General features: G+C 59.8%; 13 protein-coding genes. 6 read left to right on the top strand and 7 right to left on the bottom strand.

Annotated features, from left to right (window positions below; translation table 11 throughout):
• Nucleotides 1-246: 246 nt before the first annotated feature.
• Nucleotides 247-1,623 (bottom strand): solute carrier family 23 protein, encoded by a 1,377-nt coding sequence (locus KZO34_RS15115; protein WP_219477677.1) that lies wholly within the window; start codon nucleotides 1,621-1,623, stop codon nucleotides 247-249.
• Nucleotides 1,624-1,719: 96 nt separating this feature from the next.
• Nucleotides 1,720-3,348 carry an acyl-CoA synthetase gene (locus tag KZO34_RS15110; protein ID WP_219477676.1) on the bottom strand — a complete coding sequence of 543 codons (1,629 nt, stop codon included), beginning with the start codon at nucleotides 3,346-3,348 and terminating at the stop codon, nucleotides 1,720-1,722.
• Between the two features lie 152 nt (nucleotides 3,349-3,500).
• On the opposite strand from KZO34_RS15110, the gene KZO34_RS15105 reads away from it, so the two are divergent.
• Nucleotides 3,501-5,006 carry a sensor histidine kinase gene (locus tag KZO34_RS15105; RefSeq protein ID WP_219477675.1) on the top strand — a complete coding sequence of 502 codons (1,506 nt, stop codon included), beginning with the start codon at nucleotides 3,501-3,503 and terminating at the stop codon, nucleotides 5,004-5,006.
• On the top strand, nucleotides 4,999-5,652 hold the full coding sequence (locus KZO34_RS15100; RefSeq protein ID WP_219477674.1) for a response regulator transcription factor: 654 nt from the start codon (nucleotides 4,999-5,001) through the stop codon (nucleotides 5,650-5,652). Before KZO34_RS15105 ends, KZO34_RS15100 begins: the two co-directional genes overlap by 8 nt.
• Here KZO34_RS15100 and KZO34_RS15095 read toward each other — a convergent pair.
• Nucleotides 5,649-7,055 (bottom strand): aminotransferase-like domain-containing protein, encoded by a 1,407-nt coding sequence (locus tag KZO34_RS15095; RefSeq protein WP_219477673.1) that lies wholly within the window; start codon nucleotides 7,053-7,055, stop codon nucleotides 5,649-5,651. The genes KZO34_RS15100 and KZO34_RS15095 overlap by 4 nt on opposite strands.
• 233 nt (nucleotides 7,056-7,288) lie before the next feature.
• Between KZO34_RS15095 and KZO34_RS15090 the strand changes: the two genes are divergently transcribed.
• From KZO34_RS15090 to KZO34_RS15080, 3 genes are all read left to right on the top strand, one after another.
• The gene (locus KZO34_RS15090; protein ID WP_219477672.1) at nucleotides 7,289-8,092 is read left to right on the top strand and encodes a PhzF family phenazine biosynthesis protein; all 804 of its coding nucleotides are present in this window, start codon (nucleotides 7,289-7,291) and stop codon (nucleotides 8,090-8,092) included.
• Between the two features lie 98 nt (nucleotides 8,093-8,190).
• Nucleotides 8,191-9,246: an NAD(P)-dependent alcohol dehydrogenase gene (locus tag KZO34_RS15085; protein WP_219477671.1), complete on the top strand. Its 1,056-nt coding sequence runs from the start codon at nucleotides 8,191-8,193 to the stop codon at nucleotides 9,244-9,246.
• Between the two features lie 46 nt (nucleotides 9,247-9,292).
• The gene (locus tag KZO34_RS15080) at nucleotides 9,293-10,474 is read left to right on the top strand and encodes a BaiN/RdsA family NAD(P)/FAD-dependent oxidoreductase (RefSeq protein ID WP_219477670.1); all 1,182 of its coding nucleotides are present in this window, start codon (nucleotides 9,293-9,295) and stop codon (nucleotides 10,472-10,474) included.
• Between the two features lie 25 nt (nucleotides 10,475-10,499).
• Here the strand turns inward: KZO34_RS15080 and KZO34_RS15075 are convergent, their stop codons facing one another.
• The 3 genes from KZO34_RS15075 to KZO34_RS15065 all read right to left on the bottom strand — a co-directional run bounded on the left by KZO34_RS15075 (nucleotide 10,500) and on the right by KZO34_RS15065 (nucleotide 13,909).
• Nucleotides 10,500-11,456 (bottom strand): hypothetical protein, encoded by a 957-nt coding sequence (locus KZO34_RS15075; RefSeq protein ID WP_219477669.1) that lies wholly within the window; start codon nucleotides 11,454-11,456, stop codon nucleotides 10,500-10,502.
• Between the two features lie 36 nt (nucleotides 11,457-11,492).
• Nucleotides 11,493-12,344: a universal stress protein gene (locus KZO34_RS15070; RefSeq protein WP_374706538.1), complete on the bottom strand. Its 852-nt coding sequence runs from the start codon at nucleotides 12,342-12,344 to the stop codon at nucleotides 11,493-11,495.
• Nucleotides 12,345-12,421: 77 nt separating this feature from the next.
• On the bottom strand, nucleotides 12,422-13,909 hold the full coding sequence (locus KZO34_RS15065) for a SulP family inorganic anion transporter (protein ID WP_219477667.1): 1,488 nt from the start codon (nucleotides 13,907-13,909) through the stop codon (nucleotides 12,422-12,424).
• Between the two features lie 289 nt (nucleotides 13,910-14,198).
• On the opposite strand from KZO34_RS15065, the gene KZO34_RS15060 reads away from it, so the two are divergent.
• Complete coding sequence (locus KZO34_RS15060) at nucleotides 14,199-15,479, top strand: MgtC/SapB family protein (protein WP_219477666.1); 1,281 nt, start codon at nucleotides 14,199-14,201, stop codon at nucleotides 15,477-15,479.
• Here KZO34_RS15060 and alkB read toward each other — a convergent pair whose 3' ends face one another.
• Nucleotides 15,480-16,130 (bottom strand): DNA oxidative demethylase AlkB, encoded by a 651-nt coding sequence (alkB, locus tag KZO34_RS15055; RefSeq protein WP_219477665.1) that lies wholly within the window; start codon nucleotides 16,128-16,130, stop codon nucleotides 15,480-15,482. It lies immediately after the preceding gene.
• Nucleotides 16,131-16,165: the final 35 nt, after the last annotated feature.

The raw sequence follows: 16,165 nt of genomic DNA, 5'->3' as shown, positions 1-16,165 counted from the left end.
CCTGTTGTTATCACGTTTTGTCGTGTTGTTATCGGTTACGAACAGCGGTTAAACATTCACCAGCCAGGCCAGTTTAAACCTGAAAACAAGGCAGAAGGAAGGCGTCGAGGGTCAGAATTCGACAAATTGTCACGAAATGACATTCTGTCATCCATCAGGGAATGAGCAAAAAAAGGGAGGCATTACGCCTCCCAAAGGACACACAGGGGGTGGACTGCCTCCGGTCCGACATCAGAGGCAGTTGGGTCAGTGTTCGTCAGCGAGGTCGGCGCCCGGCGCTTCCGGATCAGCGGTAAAGCCCAGGAGCTTGGTTCGTTCAATCAGCAGGTAAAGCACAGCGCCCGTAGCAAGGCCCCAGCCCGCGCCATAGACCGCCAGCACAACGCCCATCGTGCCGGCGATACCACGCTCGGTGTTGTTCTCCAGCTGCTCGAGACCGACCATCAGACAGATGTAACCGGTCAACAACAGGGTCAGGGACAGGGCGATGGGCAGGACCGGCTGAAAGAAACTCACCAGTGGCAGCACGAACAGGGCAATGAATCCGGTAATCCAGAAAGTGCCACCGCCGCTGTAGATCGAGTCCATGGCATTGCGACCGTACTTGTAGCGCTCGGCCATGGTCGCGGTAACCGCCGTCCAGATCGGGCCGGCAAGGCCGGGATACGGGGCCAGGAACGCGTGCATGCCATTACGAATTGCCGTTACCAGGTGAACCCGGTCAACGCTGCTATCGATGTTCTCGTCCTTTCGAAGATGATCGACGCGGCTCATCAGGGACTGGCCGACGACAATGTCACCGAAGGCAATGACGTAGGCGATGACGGCCGTCGGAATGGCATACAGGAAGACACTGGCGTCCGGAAAGCCGACGGCGAAGGGCAGGTAATTCCAGAGCTCGCCAAAAGCAGGTCGGGTGATGCCCCACTCCACGTTCGGCACGGCGTACTCACCGGTCGCAAATCCAACCAGAATCGCTACAACCATACCGGGCACCATGCCGTAGTTGGCGATCTTGCGGGCAATGCTGCTGGTCTCCACAAAGCCTTTGAATGAGACCGAAAACATCAGGTACAGGCACACCAGGCCGCCGATAATCAGTGAGATCGGGGTGTTGGCCAACCGTCCGCCGGCCTCGATCTCACCCATCAGGGCCGCTATACCGGCACCAATGATGATGCCCCCTTTCATGGATCGGGGAATCAGCTCCACCAGCTTGCTTCCCAGACGGGTAACCCCGAGAACCAGGAAAATAATGAACACCAGGAACTGCAGGGCAAACAGGGCCTGAATCGCCTCAGGGCCCGGCTCATAATCACTCAGGAACAGCAGCACCACAGGAATACCCGGGGTAATCCAGCCCGGCACCAGCGGAACGCCCAGCAACGCCGGCAGCATGAAACCGATACCACAGATCACCACGTAGGCCAACGCCACGTCGTAAGGTACGCCCAGGTACTTCTCCAGCAGCGGAATCATGGCCAGACTGACCACGAACATGATCAGCGCCTGAACCATCTCCGCAAACTCCCAGCGGTAATGAACGAACGGCAGGCGAATCTTGAACGGACCGGCGGGCCAGTAGGGCTGCTCGTCGCCGTTATTGCGGTGGAACATTTGCATAATAGGGTCTCCGGGCGCACGCGGAGCGTGAACCAGATAGCGTTGTTTTTTCGGGGTGAAGAGGCTGTGCCGGGACCGGCACAGCCGTTCAGGCAATCAGTCCAGGTCTTTGGCCTGATCCCTCAGTACGAACTTCTGGATCTTGCCCGTGGACGTCTTGGGCAACTCCGAGAAGACGACGGTCTTGGGCACCTTGAAGCGAGCCAGGTGCTCACGACAGAAGGTGATGATGTCGTCCTCACTGACCTCTCCCGATTCCGGCTTGAGGGTGACGAACGCGCACGGCGTTTCTCCCCACTTCTCGTCCGGTCGGGCCACGACGGCGGCTTCAAGAACGGCAGGATGGCGGTAGAGGGTGTCCTCAACCTCGATAGTGGAAATGTTCTCACCACCGGAAATGATGATGTCCTTCAGGCGATCCTTGATCTCCATGTAGCCATCCTCGTGCCAGACGGCCAGGTCACCGGTGTGGAACCACCCGCCCCGGAACGCCTCTTCGGTGGCCTTCGGATTCTTCAGGTAGCCTTTCATCACGGTGTTACCGCGCAGGAAGATCTCACCGATGGTTTTGCCGTCTCTGGGCACCGGTTCCATGGTGTTCGGGTCACCCACCATGGTGCCTGCCAGGGTGTGATAACGAACGCCCTGGCGGGCCTTCTTTCTGGCCCGGTCGTGCAGCGGCAGCTGGTCCCATTCCGATTTCCAGGCACACACGGTCACCGGGCCATAGACCTCAGTCAGACCGTAGACGTGGGTAACCTGAATGCCCATTTCCTCAATGGCTCCGATTACCTGCGCAGGCGGCGCCGCACCGGCGGTCATGGACTTCACGTCGTGATCAATGCCGGCCTTGGCAGACTCCGGCACGTTCAGCAGCGCATTCAGTACAATCGGGGCGCCACACATATGGGTAACCTGATGATCACGGATCAGTTGCAGAATCTTCTCGGGATCGACCCGGCGCAGGCACACGTGGGTTCCCGCCATGGCAGTAATCGTCCAGGGAAAACACCAGCCGTTGCAGTGAAACATCGGCAGCGTCCAGAGGTAGACCGGATGCATATCCATCGACCACACCGCCTGGTTGCCCAGTGCGTTGATGTAGGCGCCACGATGATGGTAGACCACCCCTTTCGGGTTACCGGTGGTGCCGGAGGTGTAGTTCAGTGAAATGGCATCCCACTCATCCGCCGGAAAATTCCACTGGAACCCGGGGTCGCCTTCCTGCAGAAAGGCCTCGTAATCCAGATCGCTGACCCGAACGCCTTCACCGTATTCGGGGTCATCGACGTCAATGACCAGCGGCTTGTCCTTGAGGCGGCTGACGGCGTCATTGATGACATCGCCAAACTCGCGATCGGCGATCACCACTTTCGCCTCGCCGTGTTCGAGCATAAAGGCAATGGCTTCGGCGTCCAGTCGCACGTTCAGGGTGTTCAGTACCGCGCCGACCATGGGGACACCGAAATGGCTCTCCACCATGGCGGGGATGTTCGGCAGCATGACCGCGACGGTATCGCCCCGGCCGATACCTCGCCCTTTCAGAGCGGAGGCGAGACGAACGCAACGCTCGTAGGTCTGGGCCCAGGTGTACCGGATGGCACCGTGTATGACCGATGGGAATTCCGGGTAAACACTGGCGGTACGTTCGATAAAATCAATCGGCGATTGAACGGCGTAGTTGGCATCGACGGGCGCAAGGCCCTGATCAAAAATCGAGGTCATTGTGGGGTCCTCTGTGAGCACTGTTGTTCTTATGGCGTATTCAGGAGAATCGCTAAAGCCGCTATACTTCGAGCTGGCCAAAATAGTATTTGATAGACCAAATACTAGAAATTACACCAACGTATTATAGTATAAATACCATAAAAACCGCGATGATAAACTCTCCACCCGTAACCGTATTTAGTTTGCCGGACGCCGACCCGCAACCCGGACTGGTCCTGAATACCGATTGCGAGCTGCTGCTGGTCAATCGTGCAGCCGGAGAATTGACGCATCGCAACAGCCTCACCGACACCCTGGACCTGCTGCCGGTCAATACCTGTGCGCTCGTGATGTCGGCCCTTAATCAGAATAGGGCCATCGAAAATGTGGAAGCCAGGATCGGCGGGACCATTCTGCTCTGGACCTTCATCCCCGACCCGGAAGCCGGACAGATTCTCATTCGGGGCCGTGACGCTACCGAGGAGGTCCGCATTCACGATGAGGCCACCCGCTCCAGCCGGCTGTATCGGCTGATTACCGAAAACACCACCGACCTGATTTCCCGACATGCGCCGGACGGACGCTTCATCGATGCCACACCGGCTTCCTGGCGACTGCTCGGCTACTGGCCGGAGGAACTCCGGGGCAAATCCTTGGAGGGAATCTTCAAGGGTCACTCCGTCGCCCAGAAACTGACGGAGACCCGCAACCGTCTTCGGGACGATGGCTACGCCACTATGACCGTGGATATCCTCCACCGGGATGGCACCCGGCGCTGGTTCGAGATTGCGAGCCGGGCCATTCGGGAAACCTACACCGGTGCCGTGATTGAGGTCGTCAGTGTCTCCCGGGACATCACTGGCCGGGTCGAATCGGAGGAAAGCAACCGCCGCCTCGCAGACGAACTGGCTCACGCCGCGCGGCTGGCGACCCTCGGGGAACTCGCTTCCAGCATAGCCCATGAGATGAACCAGCCTCTGGCCACCATCGTGAATTTTGCCGGTGCCAGCCAGCGCTACCTGAAAAATGCCCAGACCAACCCGGAATGTCTGAACCGTGTGGACGACGGCCTGCAGAAGATTGTTCATCACGCCAATCGGGCATCGGAAGTCATCAAACGACTACGGGCGTTCCTGCGCAAGGGGCAGAAACGCACCGGGCCGGTTTCCCTGAACGACGTTGTCGCCAACGTTACCCGGCTGTGCCAGTGGGAAGCGGAAAAAAACGGGGTCCGGATTACCCAGCGACTCGCCCGATGCGCGCCGGTCATCACCGCTGACCCGGTGCTTCTGGAGCAAGTATTGATCAACCTGATCCGCAACGGTATTGAGGCCAATGTCGAGGCCTGTGACCAGTTAGCCGGTGACGCCGTCTCTTCGGTGGTTATCAGCAGCTGCGTGAATGACGCGGGCGAGACCCTGATTCAAGTGACTGACCAGGGCCCGGGGTTGGACGATCAGGGGATCCGGCAGATGTTCCAGCCTTTTTACACCAGCAAGCCTCAGGGACTTGGGCTGGGGCTTTCCATGAGCCGCTCCATTATCGAGGGCTTTGGGGGGTTTCTGGACGCTATCCCGGCAAGATCCGGCGGTCTGTCCCTGATTTGCCGGTTCCCGCCTGCCACCTGCACCAAACCCACTACTGCACGACGCACGGAGACTCATCCAGATGACTGACACCTCAGCTGCTGATTCCACAACCGTTTACGTGGTTGATGACGACGCCGGCATGCTGGAATCCACCCAGTGGCTGCTGGAGTCGGTCGGCCTGCGGGTGGAAGCCTACAGTGATGGCCGAAAGTTCCTCGATGCGGTGAGCAGCAAGGGTGCCGGATGCGTGGTTCTGGATGTCCGCATGCCCGGCCTCGGTGGTTTGAATGTGCAGGAGGAATTGCAGAAACGGGGGTTGGACCTGCCCATCATTTTTGTGTCCGGTCACGCCGATGTGCCCATCGTGGTCCGGGCCTTCAAATCGGGCGCGTTCGACTTCATCGAGAAGCCGTTCAACGAACAGCTGCTGCTGGACAGTGTCCAGCAGGCACTGCAGGAGCACCGTCAGACCAGCCATCGGCAACAGGGTGACGAATCCACCGAAAACCTGCTTGAGACCCTCACCCGCCGGGAGCGGGATGTATTCCTGCCGCTGGCCCAGGGCTATACCAGCCGCGAGATCGCCGAGCAGCTGGATGTCGGGGTCAAAACCATCGACCTGTACCGCGCCCGGGTCATGAAACGACTGGGCGCCGAGCGATTGCCCGATGTCACCGGCCTTGCCATCGCCGCCGGTCTGATTGACCCGCTGGACCTTCGGGCCAGACTCTAGCCGGCGGACTCCCGCGCCAGCGTCCCGAGTCGGGCCACGGCTTGTTCAATGCGCTCGGTCCAGGGATTGGCGCTGTTCAGGCGCAGGCAGTTGTCGTATTTATTGGTGGTTGAAAACATCAGCCCCGGCGACACATTGATGTTCTCCGCCCGTGCCTTCTGATACACCTCGGTTCCGGAAATACCATCCGGCAACTGGACCCACAGCACAAACCCACCCTGGGGCCGGCTGACGGCCGTGCCCTCCGGAAATGAACGGGTGATCGCCGCCCGCATTCGCTCGGACGATTCCCGGTAATGCTGCCGGGCTGAACGCAGGTATCGATCGTAACTGCCCTGCTCCAGGAAATGCGCGACCGCCAGCTGCGGAATGGACGAGGTTGCCAGGTTCACAAAATACTTATGCTGCCGGGCACTGGCCATGTAGCGGCCGGGCACCATCCAGCCTAGCCGAAGCCCCGGGGAAATGGTTTTCGAGAAGGAGCTGCAATAGATCACATTGTCAGTGCGATCAAAGGCCTTGGCGGGCCGGGGCCGGTCTCCGGCGTGGTACAGATCGCCGTAGATATCGTCCTCAATCAGGGGCACCGCCGCCGCGGCCAGCATCGAAACCAGCTGCTTTTTGCGTTCGTCCGGCATTCTCGCCCCCATCGGATTGCTGTGGTTGGTGACCACCACGCAGGCCTTGAGCGGCCATTGGTCGAGCGCCAGTTGCAACCCTTCCAGACTCAGCCCGTCTGACGGGTGGGTCGGGATCTCAATCACCCGCAGACCGACCACCTCCAGCGCCTGGAGGATTCCCGGAAATGAGGGCGTCTCAACGGCAACGATGTCGCCCGGCTGAGTCACGGCCCGAAGTGCCAGAATGATGGCTTCCTGGGCGCCGTTGGTCGCCAGCACATCGTCCGGCGTGATGGGCACGCCCAACGTTGCCATGCGCTGGGCAATCTGGCGTCGAAACGATTCCTTGCCCGGAAAGGCATAATCCAGGGTTTCCAGACCCCGACGTGCCGCCCACAGGGTGCTTTGCTGAATCTGGCGCAGGGGCAGGAAATCGGGGTGCGGGATGGCTGTGGCCAACGGCACCATGCGCTTCTGCTCGTCCACGCACAGATCGAGCGCCATTTCCCGGGCAGTCACCGGCACGGGCTTCGCGCGGTGCTTCTGCATCACCGGCTCGGGCGCATCCAGAGCCGGCAGGCGAACAAAATAGCCGCTGCGCTCACGGGCATCCAGATATCCCCGCCCCTCCAGAGTCTGATGGGCCTGCAAGACCGTGGAAATACTCACGCCGAACTGCCGGCTCAGCACCCGCACACCCGGCAGTCGATCCCCGTCCCGATAGACACCATCCTGAATCAGCGCCTGCAACTGATCAGCCACCTGATTGTATAGAACGCCCATGTCAGCCACCTCATTCTCAAGCTCCGGACACCCATTGCACCAGATTCAGAACCAAACGGAGCGGTACAGTTCGCCGGGAATGTGATCAGTACAGTTTGATTTTCCACACCCCTGTACCGGTTCAAAATCAGATTATCTGAATCTGTTACGCCTGTCTGCAGTTCCGCACAATAGCCCCATGAACCAACGCCGCAATGGCGTTATGCTGATTTCACGCACAGGGAGAAGAGACTATGCCCCATTCCATCTACCAGGTAGACGCCTTCACCGACCGGGTCTTCGGCGGGAACCCCGCCGCCGTGATGCCGCTCGAGCAGTGGCTGCCAGACGAGACATTGCTGGCACTGGCCAACGAGAACAACTTGTCGGAAACCGCGTTTCTGGTCCGGCTACCGGCACATGATGAAGCCGATTTCCACATTCGCTGGTTTACGCCGGGTGTCGAGGTGCCGCTTTGTGGCCATGCCACCCTGGCCAGTGCCTGGGTGATCTTCAACAAATTGGGCTGGACCGGCGGAACAATCCGCTTCCACTCCAAAAGCGGCCCCCTGGGTGTTCAGCAGGATGCCGGCGGCTGGCTGACACTCGACTTCCCGAACCTCGCCTTTGAGGAACGGGAAACCCCGATGCTGGTGCGAGAAGCCCTCCCCGGTGTGCCGGAAACCGCTTTTTTTGTCCCCAACGACACCAACTACATGATCGTCCTGGACAGCGAAGCCGCAGTGCGCACGGCCCGACCGGATCTTCGCAAGCTGAAGGCACTGGGCAATCAGGGCCTGATCGTGACGGCAAGGGGAGATGAATGCGACTTCGTCAGCCGGTACTTTGCCCCGGGGGCGGGCATTGACGAGGACCCGGTCACCGGCTCTATCCACAGCGTGCTGGCGCCCTACTGGGCCGAGGTGCTGGGCAAAAGCAGACTGGACGCCCGACAGGTTTCAGAACGGGGCGGCGTCCTTCGCTGCGAACTGAAAGGAGAGCGTGTCGCGATTGCCGGCCAGGCGGCCTTCTTCATGGAGGGTTGGGTTCAGCTATAGATACAGGGCCCGATTACACAATGGCAATGTCCAGCGGTGAGAGATGTGGCACCAATCAGAGTATATATGGGCTTACTTCCGGAAAAGGAGCCTGAACCATGACAGCAACCAAGGCATTCGCGGCACAATCTCCCACCTCCGGCATGGCCCCGCACGACATAACCAGAAGGTCGTTGCGCAAGGACGATGTCGCCATTGAAATCGACTATTGTGGCGTCTGCCACACGGACATCCATTTTGCTCAGAACGACTGGGGCGTGACCCAGTACCCGGTCGTCCCCGGCCATGAAATCGTGGGTCGGGTTACCGCAGTCGGTCCGGGCGTCAAAAACTACCGGGAAGGCGATGTCGTCGGCGTAGGTTGCATGGTCGATTCCTGCCGCACCTGCTCCGCCTGTAAAGCCGGCCTGGAACAGTATTGCAGCGAAGGCATGACGGGCACCTACAATGGCGAAGACCGGTACGATCATTCCATTACCTTCGGCGGCTACTCCGAACGGGTCGTTGTCAGTGAACGTTTCGTGGTCCGGATCCCGGACAAGCTGGACATCCAGACTGCCGCGCCCCTGCTCTGTGCCGGCATCACCACCTACTCGCCGTTGCGGCACTATGGCGTCAAAGCCGGACACAAGGTCGGCGTGATCGGGATGGGCGGTCTTGGCCACATGGGTGTGAAGTTTGCCAAGGCACTGGGCGCCGAAGTCACCATCTTCACCCGTTCCGAAAGCAAAGTCGCCGAGGCCAAAAAGCAGGGAGCGGATCACGTGGTGATCTCCACCGATGAGGACCAGATGGCCGAAGTCGCAGAAACCTTCGACTTCATGCTGGACACCGTGCCGGTTCAGCACGACCTGAACCCCTACCTGAACTGCCTGACCTACGATGGCACCCACATCATCGTCGGACTGCTTGAGCCCATCGAGCCGGCCCTGGAGGCAGGCGCGTTGGTGTTCAAACGCCGGGTTCTGGCCGGCTCGCTCATCGGCGGCATGCCGGAAACCCAGGAAGTCCTGGATTTCTGTGCCGAGCATGACATCAGCTGCGACGTGGAGATGCTCGACATCCACAACATCAACGACGCCTACGAACGGATGAAAAAGGGCGATGTGAAGTACCGGTTCGTTATTGATATGGCAACACTGAAAAACAGCTAGCGCCATCGCGTATAATGCCCGCACATTTATCAGTGTGCGGGTACTCATGGGTTCGGACTACGACGTAATCATTATTGGCGCGGGGGCGGCTGGCCTGATGTGCGCAGCCACGGCAGGCTACCGAGGCCGCAAGGTACTGGTGATCGACCATGCCAACAAACCGGGCAAGAAAATCCTGATGTCCGGTGGGGGCCGTTGCAACTTCACCAACCTGAACAGCACCCCGGCCAATTTCCTGTCCGACAACCCGCACTACTGTATTTCCGCGCTCAAGCGGTACACGCCCCAGGATTTCCTGGAACTGGTGGAGCGGCATGGCGTGGAGCACGAGGAAAAAGCGGCAGGACAATTGTTCTGCAAAGACAGTGCAAAGGACATCCTGAATGTCCTGCTGACCGAATGCGAATGGGCCGGGGCCGACATCCGGCTGAAAACCTCGGTATCCCGCGTGCAAGGCACCGATTCCGGATACACACTGGCCACCAGCGCCGGCACCCTCACCTGCGAATCCCTGATTGTTGCCTGTGGCGGGTTGTCCATTCCCACCATGGGTGCCACCGGATTCGGTTACGAACTTGCCAAACAGTTCGGGCTCAAAGTCCTGCCTACACGGGCCGGCCTGGTGCCGTTTACCTTGCAGCCGGAACTGAAGGAGCAGCTATCGCCCCTGTCCGGCGTGAGCTGTCCGGTGGATGTCTCCTGTCATGACCAGCATTTTCGCGAGCCCATGCTGGTGACCCATCGCGGCCTGAGTGGGCCTTCAATGCTGCAGATTTCCAGTTACTGGCAACCGGGTGACGAATTGACAGTGAACCTGTTGCCCGTCAACCGGATTCTTGAAGACTTGCTCGCACTGCGCAAACACAAGCCTCAGTCCACCGTCGTCCACTACCTTGGCCAACACCTGCCAAAGCGCTTTGCATTGGCTTACAACGACTTGCACGGCTGGACAGGCCCCCTGCAGGGCTACAAGAACAGTGATCTGGAGCAGGTTGCCCGTGCCCTTGGCCAGTGGCGAATCAAGCCCGCGGGTACCGAAGGCTACCGCACGGCAGAGGTGACCCTCGGTGGCGTGGACACGCGGCAACTGTCCTCGAAGACCATGGCGGTGCTGGAGCGTCCGAACCTGTACTTTATCGGTGAAGTTGTCGACGTAACGGGCCATCTTGGCGGCCACAATTTCCAGTGGGCGTGGGCGTCGGGCGTGGCGGCAGGCAACGCTGCCTGACTTCCGGCCCCATCAACCCGGCCGTTTACGGCCGATACGGGAGTGCCTGGAGTGCTCCGGATTCTCGGATTAACACCGCGCGCTGGCGTTCTACCTCGCCGACAAACTCCACGCTGATCTCGTCGCCGTCGTCCAGATCGGCGCGTGCCCGAGCCTGGGCGCGATCAAGGTTTGCCAACGCCTGTCCGCGATTATCCGCCAGCGACAGGTTGTCCAGAAGCATCAGCCAGGGAGTCGATTTGCCGGGGCCGGCCTGTTCGATGCGGTCAAGGTAGGCGTCTTGATCGGCGCCGGAGACCAGGGCGTAGTCATAGAGCATCTCGGCGGCTGAGAACATCAAATCCGGCTCACAGGGTCCGCCAAGGTAGCGCTCCATGGCTCGGCTCAGATGATCGTCCATCCGCCCGTTCCTGCGACGCCCGTAGCCGTCTGCGATGAGCTCGGGCATGGTGCACAGAAAATAGTTACCGGCGTAGTAGGCGCTGGTTTCTCCATCCACGGCGATGAGGGGGCGCTCCGGCAGGTTGGAGCGTTCAAGAAAAACAGGATACAACCGGGCGGCGAGCTCGTAGAGCTTTTCCGCCTCACCCAGGTCCGCATCGCCGCTAACCACCGCCTCGGCGGTATCTGCCAGACGGTTAAAGTAGTCTCCCCACAACGGGTATTCCTGACCGGTAGCCGGACCCGACTGGGCCAGAACCAGAAAATCATCCCCCACCGCCCGTAGTTGGATGGCTCGAAGGCCAAAGGCGTCTGCGTTCGCCGGCACTGAGCCGGAGGGTAGTTCCCCCAGCGCCTGCGTAATCCGGCGGATATGGCGGGAATAGTCCGGATCAACGGTGCGCTCGCCGCCCGCGGCCTGCTCCGAGCGGGGCTGCGACGGAGGTTGCGGTACGGACTGGCAGCCGGCCATCGCCAACACCAGAATCAGGGTGATGGATGCCGGGAACCGGCGACCCGGGTTACAATTCACTCCTCCCAATCCATCCCCTCCTGAAACCGCGCGGTTACGGACAGACTAGCGAAGAATCACCAGTGGCTTTTCAGCCGTTTTCAGCATGGTCGTGGTGGTACTGCCCACCAGGAACTGACGGATTCTGGAGTGACCGTAAGCGCCCATGACCAGAAGATCGATATCGTGTTCTTCCTGGTAGGCGTGCAATGCCGGTTCCACATCTCCCGCCCGGATCGCCAGGGTGATGTCGGATTCCAGGCCCGCCAGCATCTTCTCTGCTTTCTTCAACTGCTCCCAGCGGTCGTTGGTGTCGGCGCCGATCATCACAAGGTGCAGCGGCATGCCTTTGAGCACCGGGCTGCCCGCCAGCAGTTCCACGCCCTTGAAAGCGGTGGCGCTACCGTCGAACGCCAGCATCGCGCTCTTCGGCGCCGTGAACTCGTCCGGAACCAGCAGAATCGGGCGGTGCATGCTGCGGATGACGGTTTCAAGCTGGCTACCGATGTGGATATCACGATCGGAGCTGCTTTCTCCGTGCAGACCCATGACCAGCAGGCGGGTCTGGCTCTCAAGTGCCAGCAGTGACTCGGTCAGATCGCCATGGCGCTGACGCTTGGCAACGTCCTCAATACCCGACGCTTTCACCCGTCGCTCGGCCTCGTCCAGCATGTGGTGGCCGTGCTCCAGAGCGAGTTTCGAGCGTTTACGATCCAGCTCTGCCAGCTCATCCAGCAACTGTTCGCGACTGCCCAGACCAATGCTTCCGGCCAGGTCCGGTTCTGCCGGATACCGTTCCTCGTCCAGAACATGAAGCAGTGTGACGGGGGTTTGCATGTGCTGGCTCGCCCAGCTGGCGTAGTCACACACTGCCGGTGCAGCGCGGGAACCGTCAATACAGGCCACTACTCGTAACATCTCAACCTCGCCTTGCTGATCGTTGTGGTTGTTATTCTGACTGCGATCGTCACCGGTTTCTTTGGAATGCGTCATGTTCAGTGCCCCATCAATTGATCGACCGCTTCCGGCTTGTCGTGAACGCCAAAGCGATCAACGATGGTGGCGCTGGCCTCGTTGAGACCGATCACTTCAACATCGGCACCTTCACGGCGGAACTTGATCACCGCCTTGTCCAGTGCGCCAACGGCGGTGATGTCCCAGAAATGGGCCCGGCTCAGATCAATCACTACATTATCGACTGCTTCCTTGAAATCAAAGGCCTGTAGGAGTTTTTCCGAAGAGCTGAAGAACACCTGGCCGACAACCGTGTAGGTGCGGGTATCCGTCTGCTCATTCAGGTCGGAGCTGACCATCATGTAGTGGCCGATCTTGTTGGCAAAGAACAGCGCCGCCAGCAACACGCCAGCCAGTACGCCAAAGGCCAGGTTGTGGGTCGCCACCACGACGATCACCGTCACCAGCATGACGATGTTGGTGGACAGCGGATGGTCCTTGAGATTGCGGATCGATTCCCAGGAGAAGGTACCGATCGATACCATGATCATCACCGCCACCAGCGCCGCCATGGGAATCTGCACCAGCAGGCTGTCGAGGACCAGCACCATGATCAGCAGGAAGACGCCAGCAGTCAGTGTCGACAAGCGGGTGCGGCCGCCGGATTTTACGTTGATGATGGACTGGCCAATCATGGCACAACCAGCCATGCCGCCAATCAGGCCCGAGCCGATATTGGCAATACCCTGCCCCTTGCACTCACGGTTGCGGTCGCTCTCGGTGTCGGTGAGATCGTCGACGATAGTCGCTGTCATCATGGATTCCAGCAGACCCACCACCGCCAGCGGCAGCGAGTACGGCAGGATGATCATCAGGGTTTCAAGATTCAGCGGCACATCCGGCCATAGGAAAATCGGCAGGGTATCGGGCAGCTCACCCATGTCACCCACCGTCCGGATATCCAGCCCCAGGGCAACGGCGACCGCCGTCAGGACCACAATACACACCAGCGGTGAGGGCAGAATCCGGCCCACCACCGGTATAAGCGGAAACAGATAGATGATACCAAGCCCTGCCGCCGTCATGGCGTATACGTGCCAGGTGACATTGGTCAGCTCCGGCAACTGGGCCATGAAGATCAGGATCGCCAGCGCGTTGACAAAACCGGTGACCACCGAACGGGAAACAAACCGCATCAGGCTGCCCAGTTTCAGGTAACCTGCGACAACCTGAATCACACCGGTCAGCAACGTTGCCGCGAGCAGGTACTGGAGGCCGTGCTCCTTCACCAGCGTCACCATGAGGACCGCCATGGCCGCCGTCGCGGCCGAGATCATGCCCGGACGGCCGCCCACAAACGCAATGATAACTGCGATACAGAAGGACGCATACAGGCCGACCTTGGGATCTACACCGGCGATGATCGAGAAGGCGATGGCCTCGGGAATCAATGCCAGCGCCACCACGATACCGGCGAGAAGATCACCGCGGATGTTGGATAACCATTGGTTTTTCAGGGTATTAACCATGTTGAGTTCCGTTATTGGTAAAACAGGGACAAAGCTATCGGGCCGTCACCCGGGGTGATTGCGAAAAATCCCGAATGTAAGAGGTAAAACAAGGACTGGCGCTAGGGTGGACTGGTTTTCACAGGGTTCCGGCGAGCTTCAATCAAAAAGGGTTGCAAACAAGGGCCGCGAAGCTTATCAGATTCGCCCCCGACAAGTAAGGTAAGGGATGCCCAGTGCATTTCCCGCAAGCTTCTTGCCGAGCTACAATTTACCCAGACTTACACCGACTTAGGAACTACCGTGTCTCATGGATGATGTTGCTGCGCAGTTCATCACGAACAATCAGACCACTCTCCACCTCGCCGTTGCGCTTTTGCTTGGGGCAATCATAGGCCTGGAACGGGGTTGGGACGCCCGCGACCAGAAATCAGGGGAGCGCATTGCCGGTATCCGAACCTTTGCCCTGGTGGGACTGCTGGGCGGGTTGTCAGCCGTACTCGCCGACGCCATTACGCCCTGGGCATTTCCGGTCCTGCTGATCAGCGTGGTTGCGATGGGCCTGGTGGGGTACAGCGAACGCCTGGCCCACATCCGTAATTTCAGCATCACCGGGATGGTGGGCATGGTGCTGACCTTCTGCTTCGGTGCGGTGGCCGTAGCGGTGGATCCGGTTATGGCGACGGCTGCGGCCGTTGTCACGGCCATCATCCTGGATAACAAGGAAGACATTCACGGTTGGGTCTACAAGCTCAAGGACCACGAACTCGATGCGGCTCTAAAACTCCTGCTGATCTCGGTCGTGATGCTGCCGTTGCTGCCCAATCAGGAAATGGGGCCGGGCGGAGTCCTCAATCCACGGGAAATCTGGTGGATGGTGGTGATGATCGCCTCCATCTCCTTTGTCGGCTACTTTGCCATCCGGGTGGCGGGCACTCGGCGGGGCATCCTTTTCACCGGTGTTTTTGCCGGCTTAAGTTCCTCAACCGCCCTGACGCTTCACTTTGCCCGTCAATCCGCGCAATTCCCTCAGCTCAGTGCCCAATTCGCCACCGGTATTCTGATCGCCTGCGGCACCATGTTCCCCCGGATTCTGGTGTACTGTTTTGTCATCAACCGGGATCTGCTCCCCAGCCTGATCTGGCCGGTGGCGACCATGACGGCCCTGCTCTATGGCCCGGCGTTCCTGATCTGGCGGCGCCACTCGGATCGGCCGGAAGTCAATCAGCCCCCCCTGAACCAGAACCCCCTGGACCTGACCTCAGCCCTGCTGTTCGGCCTGCTGCTCATGGCCATCCTGCTGCTGGGCGAATTTCTGACCGGCTGGCTGGGCAATGCCGGCATCTACATGCTGGCCGCCAGTTCCGGCATTGCCGATGTTGATGCCATCACACTTTCCCTCACCCGGATGTCGACGACCAACCTGGACATGCACGTCGCCATCGTCGGCATCGTCATCGCCGCAGCCACCAATAATCTGGTCAAAGCGGGCATGGCTCTGGCCATTGGTACCCGGCAGGCGGGCCTGTTAGTGGGCATTCCGATGGTCTTGTCGCTGGTGGCGGGACTTGCCGTCGCCTGGTTCCAGTAATCAGCGGGCCCGGCGGAAAGTGAGATTGTAGCGGCAGGCGCCGGTCAAAGGGTGACTGCCGGTTTTCAGGCGCAGGACACCGTGATAGCGCAATCGCGACGGGCCACCCCAGACCACCACGTCGCCATGGGCCAGTGTAATATTGACCGGGCGTTCGTTTCGTTTCAGCCCGCCAAACTGGAACACCTGGGGCAAGCCCAGGGAAACCGACACGATGGGCTGCTCAAAATCAGACTCATTCTTGTCCTGATGGAGCCCCATTTTGGCCCCGGGTTCATAGCGGTTGATCAGGCAGGCGTCGGGGCAAAAATCCCGGTAGCCGGCGGCGTCTGCCGCTTCCCGGGCGAGCCGCTCAAAGACGTCGGGCATTGACGGCCAGGGCTTCCCGGTACAGGGATCTGCTGACTGATAGCGATAGCCCCGGGCGTCCGTCACCCACCCCAACTCACCACAACAGCTCATGGCCACCGACATGGTGTGGCCACCGGGCGTCTGCATGTGCCTTAAAGGGGCAGATTCTGTCACCCATTGAATCGCGGCCATCACGGCGTTTTCCCTCTCCTTCGCGAACTGCCGTAGCACCACCGCACCATCATCGATGGTCTCAGAGCTCGGCTGAACGGGCAGATCATCAAAAAGATCAGCAGTCATTGTTCGCTACCTCGCGCAGGAAACAGTGTTTCAGG

The organism is Marinobacter sp. F4206 (assembly GCF_019392195.1).
Classification (GTDB): domain Bacteria; phylum Pseudomonadota; class Gammaproteobacteria; order Pseudomonadales; family Oleiphilaceae; genus Marinobacter.
Note: the sequence above shows the minus strand (reverse complement) of the source record. Positions and strands in the feature narration are given on the sequence as shown.